General features: G+C 63.8%; 17 protein-coding genes. 1 reads left to right on the forward strand and 16 read right to left on the reverse strand.

Annotated elements, in window-relative coordinates; all coding sequences use genetic code 11:
* Positions 1–122: 122 nt before the first annotated feature.
* From ACP15K_RS11055 to ACP15K_RS11115, 13 genes are all read right to left on the reverse strand, one after another.
* Positions 123–1,079 (reverse strand): ester cyclase, encoded by a 957-nt coding sequence (locus ACP15K_RS11055; protein WP_424990523.1) that lies wholly within the window; start codon positions 1,077–1,079, stop codon positions 123–125.
* Complete coding sequence (locus tag ACP15K_RS11060) at positions 1,076–2,059, reverse strand: nuclear transport factor 2 family protein (RefSeq protein ID WP_424990524.1); 984 nt, start codon at positions 2,057–2,059, stop codon at positions 1,076–1,078. The genes ACP15K_RS11055 and ACP15K_RS11060 overlap by 4 nt, the downstream gene beginning before the upstream one ends.
* Positions 2,056–3,066 carry an ester cyclase gene (locus ACP15K_RS11065; RefSeq protein ID WP_424990565.1) on the reverse strand — a complete coding sequence of 337 codons (1,011 nt, stop codon included), beginning with the start codon at positions 3,064–3,066 and terminating at the stop codon, positions 2,056–2,058. The genes ACP15K_RS11060 and ACP15K_RS11065 overlap by 4 nt, the downstream gene beginning before the upstream one ends.
* A complete protein-coding gene (locus ACP15K_RS11070; RefSeq protein WP_394355480.1) occupies positions 3,066–4,103 on the reverse strand; it encodes a LacI family DNA-binding transcriptional regulator in 1,038 nt (345 codons plus the stop codon). Before ACP15K_RS11070 ends, ACP15K_RS11065 begins: the two co-directional genes overlap by 1 nt.
* Positions 4,088–4,852, reverse strand: a complete 765-nt coding sequence (locus ACP15K_RS11075; RefSeq protein ID WP_424990525.1) for an SDR family NAD(P)-dependent oxidoreductase — start codon at positions 4,850–4,852, stop codon at positions 4,088–4,090. Before ACP15K_RS11075 ends, ACP15K_RS11070 begins: the two co-directional genes overlap by 16 nt.
* An 85-nt stretch (positions 4,853–4,937) precedes the next feature.
* Entirely contained in the window at positions 4,938–6,269 is a 1,332-nt protein-coding gene (gene hisD, locus ACP15K_RS11080) for a histidinol dehydrogenase (RefSeq protein ID WP_424990526.1), read from the reverse strand.
* Position 6,270: 1 nt separating this feature from the next.
* Positions 6,271–6,762: an ester cyclase gene (locus tag ACP15K_RS11085; protein ID WP_424990527.1), complete on the reverse strand. Its 492-nt coding sequence runs from the start codon at positions 6,760–6,762 to the stop codon at positions 6,271–6,273.
* Positions 6,759–7,814 (reverse strand): ABC transporter ATP-binding protein, encoded by a 1,056-nt coding sequence (locus ACP15K_RS11090; protein ID WP_424990528.1) that lies wholly within the window; start codon positions 7,812–7,814, stop codon positions 6,759–6,761. Before ACP15K_RS11090 ends, ACP15K_RS11085 begins: the two co-directional genes overlap by 4 nt.
* 11 nt (positions 7,815–7,825) lie before the next feature.
* Positions 7,826–8,707 carry a carbohydrate ABC transporter permease gene (locus tag ACP15K_RS11095; protein ID WP_193142721.1) on the reverse strand — a complete coding sequence of 294 codons (882 nt, stop codon included), beginning with the start codon at positions 8,705–8,707 and terminating at the stop codon, positions 7,826–7,828.
* A 12-nt stretch (positions 8,708–8,719) separates the two neighbouring features.
* The gene (locus tag ACP15K_RS11100) at positions 8,720–9,748 is read right to left on the reverse strand and encodes a carbohydrate ABC transporter permease (protein ID WP_193142720.1); all 1,029 of its coding nucleotides are present in this window, start codon (positions 9,746–9,748) and stop codon (positions 8,720–8,722) included.
* Positions 9,749–9,751: 3 nt separating this feature from the next.
* On the reverse strand, positions 9,752–11,137 hold the full coding sequence (locus tag ACP15K_RS11105) for an amidase (RefSeq protein WP_424990529.1): 1,386 nt from the start codon (positions 11,135–11,137) through the stop codon (positions 9,752–9,754).
* Positions 11,121–11,282 (reverse strand): hypothetical protein, encoded by a 162-nt coding sequence (locus tag ACP15K_RS11110; RefSeq protein ID WP_424990530.1) that lies wholly within the window; start codon positions 11,280–11,282, stop codon positions 11,121–11,123. Before ACP15K_RS11110 ends, ACP15K_RS11105 begins: the two co-directional genes overlap by 17 nt.
* Before the next feature lie 131 nt (positions 11,283–11,413).
* Entirely contained in the window at positions 11,414–12,649 is a 1,236-nt protein-coding gene (locus ACP15K_RS11115; protein WP_193142717.1) for an ABC transporter substrate-binding protein, read from the reverse strand.
* Between the two features lie 402 nt (positions 12,650–13,051).
* Here ACP15K_RS11115 and ACP15K_RS11120 point away from each other — a divergent pair, with 402 nt between their 5' ends.
* Positions 13,052–14,206 carry an ester cyclase gene (locus ACP15K_RS11120; protein WP_424990531.1) on the forward strand — a complete coding sequence of 385 codons (1,155 nt, stop codon included), beginning with the start codon at positions 13,052–13,054 and terminating at the stop codon, positions 14,204–14,206.
* 69 nt (positions 14,207–14,275) lie between these two features.
* Here ACP15K_RS11120 and iolB read toward each other — a convergent pair whose 3' ends face one another.
* From iolB to ACP15K_RS11135, 3 genes are all read right to left on the reverse strand, one after another.
* Positions 14,276–15,088, reverse strand: coding sequence for a 5-deoxy-glucuronate isomerase (gene iolB, locus ACP15K_RS11125; protein WP_193142715.1), 813 nt, complete (start codon positions 15,086–15,088; stop codon positions 14,276–14,278).
* Between the two features lie 63 nt (positions 15,089–15,151).
* A complete protein-coding gene (locus tag ACP15K_RS11130) occupies positions 15,152–15,946 on the reverse strand; it encodes an ATP-binding cassette domain-containing protein (protein WP_424990532.1) in 795 nt (264 codons plus the stop codon).
* Position 15,947: 1 nt separating this feature from the next.
* Complete coding sequence (locus ACP15K_RS11135; RefSeq protein WP_424990533.1) at positions 15,948–17,072, reverse strand: ABC transporter permease; 1,125 nt, start codon at positions 17,070–17,072, stop codon at positions 15,948–15,950.
* Positions 17,073–17,115 lie beyond the last annotated feature (43 nt).

The raw sequence follows: 17,115 nt of genomic DNA on the forward strand, positions 1-17,115 counted from the left end.
GGGAACAAGTGTCATCGAACCTGTTGGCCACGCCGGGTGGATGGTTGTTCAGTCGTCGCGCGCGGCGGCTGGCCAGATAGACATGCAGGGCACAAAGCGCAGGGGTGGGGCGGGGCATGGCGTCAGGCTCCGGCCAGCAGGATCTGTTTCCAGATCGCGGTTTCGTCCCAAAGGCTCCATTCCCGGCGCAGGCCCCAGGGGCCGAACTCGGCATGGGTGAAGCCCATGATGTGCACCTGCGCCCCCGTGGGCGCGCCAAAGCGGCCATGGCCGCTGTGCGTGCCGTCCAGGCTCCAGCGGATGGCGGCGCGGTCGGGTTCGCCGCAATCATCGCGGCCGATCTTGTGATGAACAGTGAAACGGGCGTCGGGAAAGGCCGCGCGCAGTTGCATCCATTCGGCTTCCAGCGCCGGACGGCCCCAGCCGGTGACGCCGCCTGCATGGTAAAAGTTCACGGCGCGGTCGTAATCCCGCCCGACCGTGGCGACGTCGTAGTCCATGATGCGGCTCAGGATGTCGGCCAGACGGTCGCCCAACGCGTGACCATTGCCGGTGCCTGCATAGGGGCCGGGACGATCCTGATCCGGGGTGAAGGGCCGCGTCGCCGTGTCCGGCCCACCTTCGCGGGCGATCTGCGCCGCCGCCCAGTCACGCGGGCTGTGGCCCAGTTGTTGCACCATCGACGAGACATCATAGCAGAGCCATTCGTCGGTGATGACGTCATCCTGGACGAAGCAATCGGCGATGCAGCGGGTGGTGACGCGCTGGCCCGTGGGCGCGCCGAAAACGCCATGGCCGCTGTGGGTGCCGGTGATGACCGAGCGGTGCGAGGACAAGTAGCCTTCGGCCTCGGTCCCGCACCAGATCACATCATCGCCAAGGATTTCCCGGTCGGGAAAGGCCGCTTGCGCGGCCAGCGTGTCCTTGATGACGCCGTCGGTCCCGAGGATCAGCCCCTGGGTCGAGCGCATGACCATATCGGCGCCGTAACTGTCGCGCAGAGATGCGATCTGTCGGCCCTCCCATATCTCGAAGGTCACGCCTTGAATGTAATCCGGAAGCGTGGCGAAGCGGCTCATTCCACGTTCCCGGTGTGCAGGTGGATCTGTTTCCAGATGGCGACCTCGTCGATGATCGAGAACTCGCGACGCAGGCCCCATTCGCCCCATTCCGCGTGGGTGGCGCCCATGACATGGACTTCGGCCCCGGTGGGGGCGCCGAAGAAGCCGTGCCCGCTGTGGGTGCCGGTCAGCGACCAGCGCACCGCGGCGCGATAGGGGGTGCCGGGATCCTCGCGGCCGATGACATGGTGGATCTTGAACGCGGCGGTCGGGAAGGAAGATCGCAGCCGCATCCAGTCGGTTTCGGCGAAGTCATAGGACCAGCCGCCCCGCGCGCCCCAGTGTTCGGTGCGCGCCGCGCGGTCGAATTCGCGCCGGATGACGGCGAAATCCTTATCCATCATCTGCGTCAGGATGCTGGCCAGCCGCTGGCCCCATTCGTTGTCGTTGCCGCGTCCCATATAGGGTCCGTCCACATCGTGATCTGGGTGGAACGGGCGCTGGCATTTGTCAGGACCGCCTTCGGTCTGGATCTGGTAGCGGGCGTATTCCGCCGGATCCCAGCCCAGTTGCCGGGCAATGCCGCCCACGTCGCGGATAAGCCACTCGTCGTCGATGACATCAGCCTTGGCGGCGCAATCGGCAATGACGCGGATTGTGAAGCTCTTGCCGGTGGGCGGCCCGAAGGCGCCATGCCCGGTATGGGTGCCCATGGTCACCAGCCGGTGCGAGGACAGGTAGCGGCCCGTGTCCTGCGTGTCCTGCGACCAGATCACATCCTCGCCCAGCAGCTGCCGGTCGGGGAATTCACACAAGGTGGCCAGCGTGCCGTCGATCACTCCTTCGTTGCCGCGCACCAGACCGGAGGGAAACCGCATCGGGATGTCCTTGCCATAGTAGTGATGCAAGGTTGACAGGCCGCGATCTTCCCAGATCTCCCTGGTGATCTTCAGGATGTAGTCGGGCAGATCCTTGAACTGGTTCGAGAAGTCTTTCATGGGTGAAGTCCGGTCTTGAGCAGGATCTGTTTCCAGATCGCGGTTTCATCAATCAGGGTCCATTCGCGGCGCAGGCTGGGGGTGCCGTCGCCGAAGGGCCCCCATTCGGCATGGCTGATGCCCATCACATAGACCTCGGCCCCGGTCGGTCGTCCAAAGCGGCCCCAGCCGGAATGCTTTCCGTGCAGTGACCAGCGCACCGCCGAGCGGGGCGGCATCAGCGGGTCGTCGCGCCCGATGACGTGGTCGATGGAAAAGGCGGCATCCGGAAAGGCCGCGCGCAGGCCCATCCAGAACTGATCGGCCTCGCCCCGGCCCTGCGTCGTGACATGGCCGGGATAGTGCAGGGCGGCGCCCCGGTCATAGACCGCAGGAATCCGATCCAGATGGCCCGCCATGATCGCGGTCAGCAGATCGGCGTGCTTCTGGCCCCAGGGATTGTCGTTGCCGTGTCGGTCGTAGGGGCCGGGCACGTCGTTGGCGGGTGTCATGGGCGGAACGCAGTTTTCCGGCCCGCCCTCGCGCGCGATCAGATCGCGGGTCCAGTCCACCACGTCAAAGCCCATCTGCTGGACAATGGCCGACTGGTCGCGCACCAGCCATTCGTCATAGACCGCATCGTCGCGGATCGCGCAATCGGCCAGAATGCGATAGGCCAGCCGCTTGCCTGTCGGCGCGCCGTAGGCGCCGGGACGGCTGTGCGTGGCCGTGCAGATCAGTCGATGCGACGACAGAAACGCCTCCGAGGTCTCGGTCCGGCCTTCCGGATCCTCGCACCAGATCACATCCTCGCCCAGCAGTTCCCGGTCGGGAAACTCGGCCAGCGTGGCCATGGTCGCGGCAATGACATTGGTATTGTCGATCAGCACCGAAGCGGGCGAGCGCACGATCAGCCCCGGCGCGTAGCGGCTGAGCAGGCTGCCGATCTGGCGCGCCTCCCAGATCTCGTAGGTGATGCCGTTGATGAAATGCGGCACGTCGCGCCATTTTGGGTTGAAGCCGCGCATCATGCCGGGGTCTCCGTCGTCTTGCGGGTGCTGCCGCGCACCACCAGTTCACCTTCGATGGTGATCCGTTCGGGTGCGATCTCGGCGTCCTCGATCCGGGTCATGATGGCCTCGACGGTGCGGGCCACCATCTTGTTGATCGGCTGGCGATAGCTGGTGAGGTCATAGGCCGGCCAGGCGGCGATCGGCACATCGTCGAAACCCACGATCCCCACGTCTTCGGGGATTTTCAGGTCCAGCTTGTGGCGCAGGGCATCCATCACCGCAAAGGCCATGTGATCGTTGGCGACAAAGGCCGCCTCGGGCCGGTCGCTGCCGGCGAACATCTCCAGCGCGGCGGCCCGCGCCTTGGCGTAGACGAAGCCGCCATCCTCGCGGGCGCAGATCTCCAGCCCGGCCTCGGCCAGCCCCTCGCGAAAGCCCTTCTCGCGATGCTGCTGGGTCGAGGCACCTTCGAACCCCGCCAGATAGCCGATCCGTCGATAGCCGCAATCGATCAGATGATGCGCCAGCACCTTGCCGCCCAGGTGGTTGTCGGCGGTCACGGAACACAGACGCGGGTCGTCCTGGTCGCGGTTGAACAGCACCACCGGAATGCCGTGATCGGTGCAACGCTGCGCCAGGTCCGACGACATCGACACCGAGGCCAGGATGATCCCGTCGACCTGGTAATCGAGGATTTCCTTCATCACATGCTGCACATCGCCGACCGTGGGGGCGGCCATGAAGACAAGCGCGTGATAGTTCTGCTGTTGCAGGGCGACCGACAGTTTCTGGATCGCTTCGGGGTAGAACTGGTTGTCCAGATAGGCCACCACGAGACCGATGATCCGGCTGCGCCCGGTGATCATCGCGCGGGCCACGCGGTTTGGGCGATAGCCCAACGCCTCGGCGGCGCGCATCACCTTGTCGCGCATCTCCTTCGAAGCACTGGCACCGGGGGTGAAGACGCGGCTGACCGCGGACTGGCTGACACCGGCCTTTTCGGCGACTTCCAGGGATGTGATCCGCGGGTTGTGCATCAATCTGCCGTCCATCCGCCGTCCAGCAACAGATGCGTGCCGGTCATCAGGCCCGAGGCATCCGAGGCCAGATAGACCACGGCACCCATCATGTCGGTAACCTCGCCGACCCGGTCCAGCTTGATCTTCTCCATGACCCAGGCCAGGCGATCGGGATTGTCGAAGGTTGCCTGCGTCAGTGCCGTGCGCACGAAGGTGGGGCAGATGGTGTTCACCCGGATGCCCTGCTTGCCCCATTCCAAAGCCATCGCCTTGGTGAAGCCCTCGACCGCATGTTTGCTGGCGCAATAGACCGCCCGGTCGATGCCGCCCACATGCGCCATCTGGCTGGAGATGTTGATAAGACTGCCGGGGCGGCCTGCCGCGATCAGGCCCTTGGCGACCGCGCGGGTCAGGAAATAGGCACCCTTGATGTTCAGACCCGCGACGGCGTCGAAATCCGCCTCGGTGGTGTCCAGCGCCGGGCCGTGCCGCGCCAGACCGGCCGAGTTCACCAGCACGTCGAAGGGTCCGGCTTCGGCCACGGCGCGTTCGGTGGCGGCCACGTCGGCCACATCCAGCGTCAGCGCCTGTGCGGTCATGCCCGCCGCCTGCATCTGCGCCACCACATCGGCCAGCTTGTCTGCCGACCGCGCCGCCAGCGTCACCGCCGCCCCGGCCTGGCCAAGGGCCACGGCACAGCCCAGCCCGATGCCGGAAGACGCCCCGGCGACCAGCGCGGACTTGCCGTCAAGGCGGAAGGAAGGGGTCTGGGGCAGGGCCATCTGGGCATCCTTGTCAGCTGGTACACGGGAACACTCGGGGCTCGGGCGGGCCGGGGTCCGCCGCGTCGGTTTCGGGTTTGGCGGGTTATTCCTTTGCCTGCCTGTCGGGCGCGGCGCCGCCATAGGGGACATTGATCCCGCCGTAGCGGCGCACGCGCACGTTGCATTGTTCCGCGTGGCCGACAAAGCCTTCCAGCAGGCACAGGCGCGAGCCATAGGCGCCGATCAGGGCCGCGGCCTCATCCGTGGTGACCTTCTGGTAGCTGTGGGTTTTCAGGTACTTGCCGACCCAGAGCCCGCCGGTATAGCGCCCGGCCTTCTTCGTCGGTAGGGTGTGGTTGGTGCCGATCACCTTGTCGCCATTGGCCACATTGGTGCGTGGCCCCAGGAACAGCGCGCCATAGCAGGTCATGTTCTCAAGGAACCAGTCGTCGCGATCGGTCATCACCTGCACATGTTCGCTGGCGATCTCATCGGCCACGGCCAGCATTTCTTCATAGGTGTCGCAGACGATGACCTCGCCGTAGTCCTCCCAGCTTTTGCCGGCGGTCTCGGCGGTGGGCAGAATGGCGAGAAGGCGATCAACCTCGGCCAGGGTGTCGCGGGCCAGCTTGTCGGAGTTGGTCAGCAGCACCGCCGGCGAATTGTAGCCATGCTCGGCCTGGCCCAGCAGGTCGGTCGCGCACAGTTCCGCATCGGCGGCGGTTTCGTCGGCGATAACCATGGTTTCGGTGGGCCCGGCGAACAGGTCGATGCCGACCCGGCCGAACAGCTGGCGCTTGGCCTCGGCGACGAAGGCATTGCCGGGGCCGACCAGAAGATGCACCGGGTCGATGGTTTCGGTGCCGATGGCCATGGCGCCCACGGCCTGGATGCCGCCCATGACATAGATCTCATGGGCGCCGCCCATGTGCATGGCGGCAATCACCGCCGGATTGGGTTCGCCCTTGAATGGCGGGGTGCAGGCGATGATGCGCGGCACCCCGGCCACCGCCGCGGTGGCCACCGACATATGCGCCGAGGCGACCATGGGAAACTTGCCGCCGGGCACGTAGCAGCCCACCGATTGCACGGGGATGTTCTTGTGGCCCAGGATCACGCCCGGCAACGTCTCGACCTCGATGTCGTGCATCGAGTCCCGCTGCGCTTGCGCGAATTTGCGCACCTGATCGTGGGCAAAGCGGATGTCGGCCATCTCGCGGTCCGAGACCTTGGCGATCAGCGCCTGGATTTCGTCCTCACTCAGCCGGTAGTTGTCGCGGTCGAACCCGTCGAATTTGTTGGACATCTCGCGCACGGCGGCATCGCCGCGGGCCTCGATATCCTTCAGGGCTGCTTCCACGATGTTGCGGGTCTTGGCGTCATCGGCCGCACGGTCCGCCTCGGGCTTGCCGGTCTTCAGATGTCGGATGGTCATGTCAGGCCTCTTGCGGTGTCGGAGGGATGGCGGTGCCGTCGTCATAGGCTTCCCAGCCACGGCCACCGAAAACGTCTTCGCCCAACTGGGCGAGCACATGGGCGAAGTCCACCGAGACCCAATTGTCCGCGATGCGCCCGTCCACGATCTTCCAGAAGTCCATGTACGGGATCTTCACGCGCTTGCCGGTGGGGGCATAGCCCATGAAGGGGCCCGAATGCGTGGCCTCGATATGGCCAAAGCACGACGCCCAGTCACCTTCACAGATGAAGCGTTCGGTCTTGTAGTCCCGCTCGGTAAAGGCGGCGCGCAGGGGCAATTGCCAATTGCTGCGGAAGGCCTGAAGGCCGTGTTTGGTGCCGCAGCCCTGGTTGCCCATCCAGCGAAAATCCTCGTGAAAATGCGCGCCCATGTCGTTGGAATTGGCCCCCAGGGCCGCCTCCATGCGCAGGATCACCTGGCGGGTTGCCTCGGCTTGTTCTTCCGGTGTCATCCGTGGGCTATCCTTTCTCCCGAAGCGGTCTCGAACAGATGGCAGATTCCGGCGGGAATGCTAGCTTTGACGATATCGCCGATCTCGGCGCGGTATTCCTTGTGGGTCTTGATCGACACCAGCGATCCGGCCAGGCGCCATGTGATCATCGACGCCTCGCCCAGAAGCTCGATCGAATAGACCGGCGCGGAAATCTGGCCCTCGCTTTGCGTGATCTCGGCGTCCTCGGCGCGGAACCCCAGGGTCACATTGCCCGACGAGGTGCGCGGCAGGCCTTCGACCCGGATGCCCTCGGCGGTGAAGACGCCGTTGTCCAGACGGCCCTCGACAAGGTTCATCGCGGGCGAGCCGATGAAGCTGGCCACGAAGGTGTTGGCCGGGTTGTCGTAGATGTCCGTCGGGGTGCCCACCTGCTGGATCTTGCCCGCGTTCATCACCACGACGCGGTCGGCCAGGGTCATCGCCTCGATCTGGTCATGGGTCACATAGACGGTGGTGACGCGCAGCTTGGATTGCAGGTTCTTGATCTGCGCCCGCGTCGAGACCCGCAGCTTGGCATCGAGGTTGGACAGCGGCTCATCCATCAGGAACACGGTGGGCTTGCGCACGATGGCACGGCCCAGGGCGACGCGCTGGCGCTGGCCGCCCGACAATTCCGCCGGCCGGCGGTCCATGAAATCTTCAAGTTCCACCATCCGGATCGCCTCCATCACCTTGGCGTCGTGCTGGTCCTTGGGAACCTTGCGGACGCGCAGCGGGAAGCGGATGTTTTCATAGACCGACAGGTTCGGATAAAGCCCGTAGGACTGGAACACCATCGAGATGTCGCGATCCTTGGGCTCCAGATCATTGACGACCTTTTCGCCCATGATGATCTGGCCGTCGGTCACATCCTCCAGCCCGGCGATCATCCGCATGGTGGTGGATTTTCCGCAACCCGAAGGGCCCAGAAGCACGAGAAACTCCTGATCCGCGATATCAAGGTCGAAGTTGTCGACGCCGACGAAGTTTCCCCAGCGCTTGTTGACGTTCTTGAGTTGAAGTCTGGCCATGAGGGCCTCCTTTATCCTTTGACGGCGCCGGCGGTCAGACCGCTGACAATCTGGCGCTGGAAGAAGAGAATGAGCACGAAGAGCGGCAGGATAGCCGAGACCACCGCGGCAACCGCGTACATCACCTTGCCCTCTTCCTGGGTGGAGCCGAGGAAGGCGTTGATCTTGGGGATCATCGTCTGGTTTTCCTGGCTCAGCAGCATCGAGGTGACGGTGAAGTCGTTATAGGCCAGCAGGAAGCTGAACAGCCCCGTGGTCACAACCCCCGGCCACATCACCGGGATGATCGCCAGGCGGAAGGCCTGGAACCGGGTGCAGCCGTCGACCATTGCCGCCTCGTCCAGATCCTTGGGGATGGACAGGAAGAAGGAATGCAGCATCCACAGGGTAAAGGGCTGGTTGATTGCCACCAGCACGATGATGGTGGTGGGCAGATAGCCCCAGATGTTGAGCTGGAAGAACGGCAGCAGGTAGCCCGACACCAGCGTGACATGTGGCATGGCCCGGAACACCAGTGCGGCCATCAGAAGCCAGAAGGTGTATTTGAACCCCGACCGGGCCAGCGCATAGCCGCCCAGCGTGCCCAGCGTCAGCGAGATCACCACCACGCAGACGGTGACGATGGCGGTGTTGATGACCGCGCGCCAGAATTCCTGCTGGACCCAGGCGCCGTCATAGCCTGCCAGTGTGAAGGCCCCGCCGTACTGGCGTTGGGTCACGGGGCCGGTGATGGCATTCATCCAGTCGGCGCGGCTGAAGAAATCGCCCTCGACCTTGAAGCTGCCCCACATGGTCCACAGGAAGGGGAAGGCGGCGATGACCAGCCACAACAACACGATGGTTGTGGCCAGCAGCTTGAGCGGTAGCGGTCTTTGATCTGCCGGATTTGACATCACGCGCCTCCCTTACGTCTTGCGATTGAATTCGCGCCAGTTGCGGCGCAGGACAGGCAGCAGCAGGATGATGACCCCGAGAATGGTCAGCATCGAGGTCGCCGCCGCCGATCCGAAGAGCGGCGATTCAGCGGCCCGAAGATCGTTGTAGATCAGGTAGCTGAGCGAGGTGGCGCTGGCCGCCGCCGAGAAGCCGATGATCGGTTCGAACACCCGGAAATTGTCCATCAGCTGCATCAGCGCGATGAAGGTGGCCAGCGGCATCAGGTAGGGAATGGTGACGAAGCGGATCCGCTCCCACCGGCTGGCCCCGTCGACCATGGCGCTTTCCATGGTGTCCTTCGGCACGGTTTGCAGACCGGCGTAGAACACCACGAAGGCGAAGGGGGCCGAGTGCCAGACCCCGTAGACGAACAGCGTGATCCACGTCAGCGTCGGCGAGGCTTTCAGCGACAGCGTCGGATCCCCGAACAGCGCCTGCAACCCGGCCCCGATGATGCCCCGGCTGTCAATCATCCAGAACAGCACCAGCGAGCCGACCAGCGGCGTCACCAGCATCGGGATCAGCGAGAAGAAGATCACCGGACCTTTCAGCAGCGACGGCACCGAGTTGACCACCACCGCGATGATGAACCCCAGGATGATGACCAGCGGCGTCACGACGAACGTATAGGCCAGGGTGAAGGCCAACGCCTTGTAGAAGGGCAGGTTCATGATCCGGGTGCGGATCTCGGAGAAGTTCTCTGAGGTCGCGAAGATCTCGCTGATCTCATCCGTCGCCAGGTGGCTGGCGTTGGAATAGGTGCCGAACCCGTTGAAACGCCCGGCAGGCTGATCGGCGCGCAGCTGGGACATGGCCTCGGCATCCACGCTGACTTCCTGGGTGCAGCCGAAGGGTCCGCAGGATTCGCCCACCACGAGGATCTGCTCGTGTTCGACATAGAGGGATTGATACGCCACCGAGATGATCGGCAACGCGATGAACAGGATCATCGCCAGGAGCGACGGCCATATGAAAGCGAGAAACGTCTTGTGCGGCATGGCCTATGTCGTCTCCTCAGTCATGAAAACAGGGGCTTGGCGGGCAAGGGACGCGGCATCCAGCGCGCCGTGATCGGTGGTGTGCTCGAAACTGGCTGCGATTTGCAGCAGCAGGGGTTCGGCGTCGTGTCGTCCGGCGATCTGCAACCCCAGCGGCAGCCCGTCGGCAAACCCCATCGGTACCGACAGGGCCGGATGGCCGGTCATGCTGAACGGCAGGGTGCACATGGGGCTCCATCGGGCCAGGCCGTCTGCGAAATCGGCGAAGGCCGGGGCCGGGGTCAGGGTTGTTGGCAGGATCAGCGCGTCGACCTCTTGCAGCAGGGCGTCGATACGGGCGCGCAACAGATCGGCGGCGCGGCGCGCCTGCGCGATATCGGTTTCGGTCAGGACGGCACCGGCGGCCATCGACTGGTAGGCCATCCGCCCCATGCGGCCACCGTCGCGCGCCAGATGCGCGCGATGGGTCTGCAACCCCTCGGCGTGGATCAGGACCGCTGCCGCGGCGGTCATCAGGGACAGTGGCGGCAGGGTCACCCTGCGAATTTCGGCCCCACACAGGCTGAGCGTCGAGGCCGCGGCATCCGTCGCATGGACGATCTGCGGATCGGCGTCCGGCGACAGGCTCCAGGTACGGTCATAGCCGATGCGCTTGCCATCAAGGGACAGGGCGGGCAGTTTCACCGGGTTGCCGCGCAACGCGCCATAGAGCAGCGCGGTTTCGACCACGGTTCGGCCCATGGCGCCGGGCACGTCAAAGGAAGGGGCCAGCGGCAGCACGCCGTCCAGGGGCAGGCCGCCATGGGTGGGCTTCAGCCCGACAATCCCGCAATAGGCCGAGGGGCTGCGCACCGATCCCCCGGTGTCCGAGCCAAGCGCCACGCGCACCATTCCGGCGGCAATCGCGGCGGCAGCCCCGGACGACGATCCACCGGTTACACGGGCCGGGTCCCAGGGATTGCGCGGCTGCGGATACAACCCGTCGTCACCGGGACCGACAATGGCCAGATCGTAGGTGGCCACCAGCCCCAGCGGCACCGCCCCGGCGGTCCGCAGGCGCGTCACCAAGGTACAGTCGGTCGCGGCAATCCGGTCGGGATAGAGACGCGAGCCATGGCGCACCGGCCAGCCCGCCACGTCGAAGATATCCTTGATGGCCACGCAGATCCCGTGCAGCGGACCACGATCGATACCGCAGGCAAGCTCGGTATCGGCGCTGCGTGCAGCGGCGAGAACCGCCTCTGCGTCAAGATGCACGAACGCACCGATACCTTCGTCACGGGCGGCGATCCGATCCAGATGCGCCTGCGCCAGCGTCTCGGCAGTCAGGCGGCCATCGCGCAGGCGCGCGGCCACGACAGGAAGGGTCAGGTCAACGGGGTTGGTCATGGTCAACTTCCGCCAGCCAGTGTTTCACCTGGTCTGCCCAACTCCTCAGGAAGACAGCCGTCCGGGTGATGCCGTCAAGATCGGCCTCTCGTGCAGGGCGAATACCAACCTTGGCGAGCGCGGCGATCAGCGTCTGGCGTTCCATGGCGACCTCCCCGTCGTCCTGGCAGCAGGTAAATCTCTCCGGTTTCGCCGCGCGGGCGAGTGGCGATGCCGACAATTCCGGAAGGGGTGAAATGGGGAACGCCCGGTCAGGCATTCCCCGGTATCAATGGTTTACTTGAGGAAACCGGCCTCGGTCGCAGCCGTGGTATAGGCTGCGGTCACATCGGCCAGCGCCTGTTCGGCGGATTCCTTGCCCTGCAGGTACTCGGACAGGTTGTCCCCCAGCGCGGTGTGCAACATGCCCATGTAGGGCAGCATCGGATAGGGGCGGGCGCCCTTGCCGAGACCGTCGATCACGCCAGAGGCTGCCTTGGTAGGCTCGTAACCTTCGATAAGCCAGACGGCGGCACTGGCGTTTTCCGCCATCATCTCGGGCGAGATGCCATTCATCATGGCAATGAACGAGGCTTCCGCGTCTTCATCCGAGATGTTCTTGGCGATCGCGAACCCGTCCCACCACAGGGCGGCGGTCGGAATGTTGTTGTCGCCAAGGGCCGGGGACGCCGCGAAGGCGGTGCTGGCCGCGACCTCGGGTGCCGGGCTGTCGTCGGCGATATAGGCGCCGGCCCGCGAGCCCCAGGACAGCGACAGCACGGACTCGCCGGCTTCCCAGACGGGTTTCTGCGCGTTGGAGTCGAAGGTCGCCCAATCCGGGCTCATGTAGTCGAGCATGCGCTTCATGTTTTCCAACACGGCGATGCCATTTTCATTGTTGATGTCCAGTTCGGCGCTGCCGGGTTTGAAGAAGTCGGCGCCGGTCCCGAGGTAGGTGTTCACGAATTCAGCGGCAATGTTCCAGCCCGGCATGAAGTTCGAGGACAGGGGCGTTGCGTATCCGGCAGCCTGCAGTGTGTCGGCGGCGGCAAACACCTCATCAAAGGTGGTCGGCACCTCAATGCCGTGTTCGGCCAGCACATCCTCGCGGTAGAACAGGTGCTGCGAGTTTGCCATGAAGGCAATCGCCATGATCTTGCCGTCGACAATGATCTTCTGGCTGTTGGTCAACTGGCCACCGTGCTTGGCCACCAGATCGTCCAGCGGACGCACCAGCCCGTCATTGAGCAGCGGTACCAGCGAGTTTGTGGCGACAATCGCGACGGTATAGGTGGCCGGGTCGATCGACAGGGCCGGCACCTGGATGTTCTTGTGCTCTTCGGTCTGGTTGCGTGTCACCTCAACGGTGTCCGAGGCGCATTTCTCGGCCCAGTCGGCGACGGCGTGCAGCGCTTCGAAGTCGTTGGACAGAATGCGGACCGAACCGCTTTCGATACCGCAATCGGCAAAGGCCATGCCGCCCGCAACGATCAGGGCAGAGGCGGCGGTCGCCGATTTGAAATGGAAATTCATGAGTGGTTGCTCCCGTTGGACAGACTGAAGAAGGTGCCGGATGTTTCTTGTTCTCGATGCCGGCGCAGCATGGCACCCCCGAAACCGTAGTCAGGCATGAATTCGATTGCAAATATTTTGTGAAGCGCATTGAAAATTGCAAAAGGCGAGGACAGGCGCAGCGGCTAACGCAAGGGAAGAAGGGTGAATTCTCCCGCGGACGCCGCGTGTGAAACAGAGTTTTCATGCGCCTGTGGTGGCTGGATGGCCCGCATTGCAACGCCTCCCTTCGTATTGGGTGCCAAAACCGTGTGGCGAGTCGCGGCGCGCCAGATACATGTCACCGACGGCCAATCTGTCTTGCAAACGAATGCAAACTATGCGTTGCTGGAGTCTAATCGACAGTCAGGGACGGAGATCGACATGGCGACCAAAGGCACAAACGGCAGCGAAAAGGGGGCCGATGCTCCGCCCGCCGTGCTGCAGTCCGAGCGTCGGGATTTCGTTGACATGGTGCCCACCGACCGACCGCGCGCGCAGCCCATGCGCGGCTTCGATCCGATCTATACCGACATCGTGGACTATATCGTGCGCTGCACCCATCGCATCTGGGACGAGCGCGACGTGGGCCTGATCTATACCCATTACACGCACAACTGCGTGGTCTATGGCGCCACCGGCACCATCTACAATCGCGAGGACGTGGTGCATGACACCATCAAGCGGCTGTTCATGCTGCCCGAGCGGCGCGGCATGGCCACTCATGTCATCTGGAATGGCAACGAGGATGACGGCTTCTACACCTCGCATCTGGTGACCGGGGCCGGGCGGCACAGCCAGCCGGGCATCTATGGCAAACCGACGGGCCGCAGTTTTGTCGCGCGCACCATTGCCGACTGCATGGTCTACGAGAACAAGATCTATCGCGAATGGCTGGTGGTCGACAGCATGGCGCAGATCAAGCAGATCGGCCTGGACCCGCAGGTCTTTGCCGAGGATCTGGCCCGGCCCTATTTCGAAAAGGGGCTGCTGGCCGTGGATATGGGTGAAAACCGCCGGATGATCGGGCAATACCCGCCCGAGACCGAGTGCGATACTTCAATCGCCAACACCGCCGAAGAAGCCGAGGTGCTGCGCTGGCTGCACGAGATCCACAACCGCCGCATGTTCGGCCAGATCCGCGAGGTCTATGCGCCCACCGTGCAATATCACGGCCCGCTGATGAAGGAACTCTACGGCCACGGCGCCATCACCCATCAGACCGTGGGTCTGTATGCGACCATCCCGGACGGGTTTTACATCCCCCAGCACATCTGCTCGACCCCTTGCGAGGAGGGCGGCACCAAGGTTGCGGTGCGCTGGATCGTCGAGGGGCATCACCTGGGCTGGGGTGTCTTCGAAGAACTGGGCGCCCCAACCGGCAAGCGGCTTCAGGTCATGGGGATGAGCCATTTCCACATTCGCGACGGCAAGGTCGTGGACGAATGGACCAACATCGACGAGATGTCGCTGCTGATGCAGATCAAGCTGGCGCAGATGGCAGATCGGGACAGCGCCGTTTTGAGGGACGAGATCTAGTCCGACCCTCGACCCGGCAGCGGGTTATGAACGCGCGTTCGGGCCGGGGTCTTTCGCGTCATTGCGCTGTCAGGGCGCGCTGTCACGCTGATAGATCCAGTCGTGCGCCGGGTCATTGGCAAAGCGCCACTTGCGCAGCGGTCCGGCCATCACGTTCAGGTAATACATCTCGTACCCATAGGGCGCGGCACAAGGATGATGGCCACGCGGGACCAGCACCACGTCACCATCGGCCACGGCCATGGTTTCGTCCAGATCGCCGTTTTCGGTATAGACCCGCTGAACCCCGAAGCCCTGCGCCGGGTTCAGGCGGTGATAATAGCTCTCTTCCAGATAGGTCATGCGCGGGAAGTCATCCTCGTCATGGCGATGCGGAGGATAGCTGGACCAGTTGCCACTGGGGGTGAAGACCTCGGTCACCAGCAGGCTGTCGGCTACGTCCCGATCTTCCATGGCGATGTTATTGATATAGCGGGTGTTCTGGCCCTTGCCGCGCGGGGTGGTCTGGATGCCGTCAGGGTCGATGCGCTGTGCAGATCGGCCCGTGCCCCCGGGAGCGGTGCAGACCGCCAGCTTGCACGATGTTGTCGCGCGAGCCTGCCAGTCGCTGCCTGCAGGCACATAAAGGCAATGGGGCGGGGTGCGGTCGAAGACGTTCATCCGTTCGCCCATCTCCCCGAAATCCTCGCCGACCGCAGCCAGTTCGGCGCGGCCTTCGACCAGCACGAGGATCGCTTCCCGGTCGCCGGTCTGGGCCTGAACACGCTGTCCCGGTTCAAGGATGTGAAGCGCGAAACCGACATATGTCCAGCCGGCACTTTCCGGCGTGATGTCATGAACAAGCCCGGCAGAACCTGTGGGGCGTCGTTTGAGATCGGGCACGGGGAAACTCCTTTATTCAGCGAATGTCCGGGAACTGCCGCCGGTGTCCCGGCGGCAGCAGGTTCAGACGGTGCCGCCGAGCGAGCCTTCAAGCTTGACCAACTCCTGACCACCGGCCATGAGATCCTGAAGTTCCTCGGGGGTGATCTGGCCGCGCTGCGCCGTTCCAAGGGTCTTGCCCCGGTTCAGCACGGTAAAGCGGTCGCCCACGGCCATGGCATGGCGCACGTTGTGGGTGATGAAGACCACGGCGATATCCTGCTTGCGCACCTTGTCGATGGTCGCCAGCACGTTCGCGGTCTGGCGCACCCCAAGCGCCGAAGTCGGCTCGTCCAGGATCAGCACCTTGGCCCCGAAATGCACGGCGCGGGCGATGGCCACGGTCTGACGCTCGCCCCCTGACAGGGTACCGACCGCCTGATCGGGCCCGCGCAGATTGATGCCCATCTTGCGCATTTCTTCCATGGTCACGCGGTTCGCATAGTCATGGTCGAACAGCTTCAGCGGCCCGACTTTCTTCAACGGCTCGTTGCCCATGAAGAAGTTTCGGCTGACCGACATCAGCGGGATCATCGCCAGATGCTGGTGCACGGTGGCAATCCCGGCCGCGATGGCATCGCGCGGATCTTCGAAGTGCATCGGCTGGTCTTCGAAGAAGATCTCGCCGCTGGTGGGCTTGTGAACCCCCGACATGGTCTTGATGAAGGTCGATTTGCCCGCGCCATTGTCGCCCAGAAGACAATGACACTCGCCAGGATAGACATCGACCGAAACCCCGGCCAGGGCGATCACCGATCCGAAATGCTTCTGGATCTTGACCATCCGGATGATGGGTGCATGTGTGCTGCGGGTGTTCATATCAGCGTTCCCCCGTGATCAGGCGGCGAATATAGGTGTTCAGAACCACCGCAAAGAGCAGGATGATACCCAGGAAAACCCGGAACAGCGAGCTTTCGACACCGGCAAAGAACAGACCCTGCTGGACGACGCCGAAGATCAGCGCACCAAGGGCTGCGCCCAGCACCGACCCGTAGCCGCCGGTCAGCAGGGCGCCGCCGATGACCACCGCGATGATCGCCTCGAATTCCTTCAGAAGGCCGCGATCCGCACCGGCCGATCCGAACTCCATGACCTGGCAGGTGGCAAACACCACCGCGCAGAAGGCGGTGAACATGAACATCAGGATCTTGACGCGGTTGACCGGCACGCCCGAGTTGCGGGCGGCTTCGGCATCGCCACCGGCCGCGAAGATCCAGTTTCCGAACCGGGTCTTGGTCAGCAGGAAGTGACCGAAGATCACCAGCACGATGGCCCAGACGATCAGCATCGGAATGCCGTCGACCACCGGCTGCCCTTCACGGGTGCCGCGCGAGAATGTGGCGATCATCCCGTTGTTGCCCATCCAGGTGAACAAGCCACCCAGGATCTTGCCGCCGAAGATGGCCGCCAGCCAGTCGCCTTCGGCCACGTCACGGACACCCCCGATGATGGTTTTGCGTTCGATGGTCTGGGGCAGGTAGATGGTGAAGCCGCGCAGGATGAACAGGAAAGCCAGCGTGACGATGAAACTGGGCAGCCCGGTACGGATCACGATGTAGCCGTTCAGCGCGCCAATGGCGACGCAGACGACGAATGTGACAATGATCGCGCTCCAGACCGGCCAGCCGAAGGTGACCGAAAGAATGGCGATCATCATGCCGGAAAAGCCGATCATCGAGCCGACCGACAGGTCGAATTCGCCGGCAATCATCAGCAGGCAGGCGCCCACGGCGATGATCATGAATTGTGCCGATACCGTCGACCAGTTGAGGATGCCCTGGCTGTTGAACATGCCGCTGTCGAGGGCAAACAGCAGGAAGAAGGTGAACACGGCTATTGTTCCGACGATACCGCCTAGTTCGGGGCGGATGAGGGCGCGGCGCATGGCCGACATTTCCTTGACCCGTTCATCGGCAACAGTTTTGGACTGCGCTGTCTGTGACATCGCTCGGGCTCCGTTCTGTGCTGTGAGAAATGTGGGGAAGGGG

This window comes from Fluviibacterium sp. S390, from assembly GCF_049800695.1.
Classification (GTDB): domain Bacteria; phylum Pseudomonadota; class Alphaproteobacteria; order Rhodobacterales; family Rhodobacteraceae; genus Meridianimarinicoccus.

What these genes read in the sequence shown, in the direction of transcription:
- ACP15K_RS11055 (WP_424990523.1), bottom strand. Translation starts at nt 1,079, where the DNA reads ATGAGCCGCTTCGCCACGCTTCCGGATTACATTCAAGGCGTGACCTTC.
- ACP15K_RS11060 (WP_424990524.1), bottom strand. Translation starts at nt 2,059, where the DNA reads ATGAAAGACTTCTCGAACCAGTTCAAGGATCTGCCCGACTACATCCTG.
- ACP15K_RS11065 (WP_424990565.1), bottom strand. Translation starts at nt 3,066, where the DNA reads ATGCGCGGCTTCAACCCAAAATGGCGCGACGTGCCGCATTTCATCAAC.
- ACP15K_RS11070 (WP_394355480.1), bottom strand. Translation starts at nt 4,103, where the DNA reads ATGGACGGCAGATTGATGCACAACCCGCGGATCACATCCCTGGAAGTC.
- ACP15K_RS11075 (WP_424990525.1), bottom strand. Translation starts at nt 4,852, where the DNA reads ATGGCCCTGCCCCAGACCCCTTCCTTCCGCCTTGACGGCAAGTCCGCG.
- hisD (WP_424990526.1), bottom strand. Translation starts at nt 6,269, where the DNA reads ATGACCATCCGACATCTGAAGACCGGCAAGCCCGAGGCGGACCGTGCG.
- ACP15K_RS11085 (WP_424990527.1), bottom strand. Translation starts at nt 6,762, where the DNA reads ATGACACCGGAAGAACAAGCCGAGGCAACCCGCCAGGTGATCCTGCGC.
- ACP15K_RS11090 (WP_424990528.1), bottom strand. Translation starts at nt 7,814, where the DNA reads ATGGCCAGACTTCAACTCAAGAACGTCAACAAGCGCTGGGGAAACTTC.
- ACP15K_RS11095 (WP_193142721.1), bottom strand. Translation starts at nt 8,707, where the DNA reads ATGTCAAATCCGGCAGATCAAAGACCGCTACCGCTCAAGCTGCTGGCC.
- ACP15K_RS11100 (WP_193142720.1), bottom strand. Translation starts at nt 9,748, where the DNA reads ATGCCGCACAAGACGTTTCTCGCTTTCATATGGCCGTCGCTCCTGGCG.
- ACP15K_RS11105 (WP_424990529.1), bottom strand. Translation starts at nt 11,137, where the DNA reads ATGACCAACCCCGTTGACCTGACCCTTCCTGTCGTGGCCGCGCGCCTG.
- ACP15K_RS11110 (WP_424990530.1), bottom strand. Translation starts at nt 11,282, where the DNA reads ATGGAACGCCAGACGCTGATCGCCGCGCTCGCCAAGGTTGGTATTCGC.
- ACP15K_RS11115 (WP_193142717.1), bottom strand. Translation starts at nt 12,649, where the DNA reads ATGAATTTCCATTTCAAATCGGCGACCGCCGCCTCTGCCCTGATCGTT.
- ACP15K_RS11120 (WP_424990531.1), top strand. Translation starts at nt 13,052, where the DNA reads ATGGCGACCAAAGGCACAAACGGCAGCGAAAAGGGGGCCGATGCTCCG.
- ACP15K_RS11130 (WP_424990532.1), bottom strand. Translation starts at nt 15,946, where the DNA reads ATGAACACCCGCAGCACACATGCACCCATCATCCGGATGGTCAAGATC.
- ACP15K_RS11135 (WP_424990533.1), bottom strand. Translation starts at nt 17,072, where the DNA reads ATGTCACAGACAGCGCAGTCCAAAACTGTTGCCGATGAACGGGTCAAG.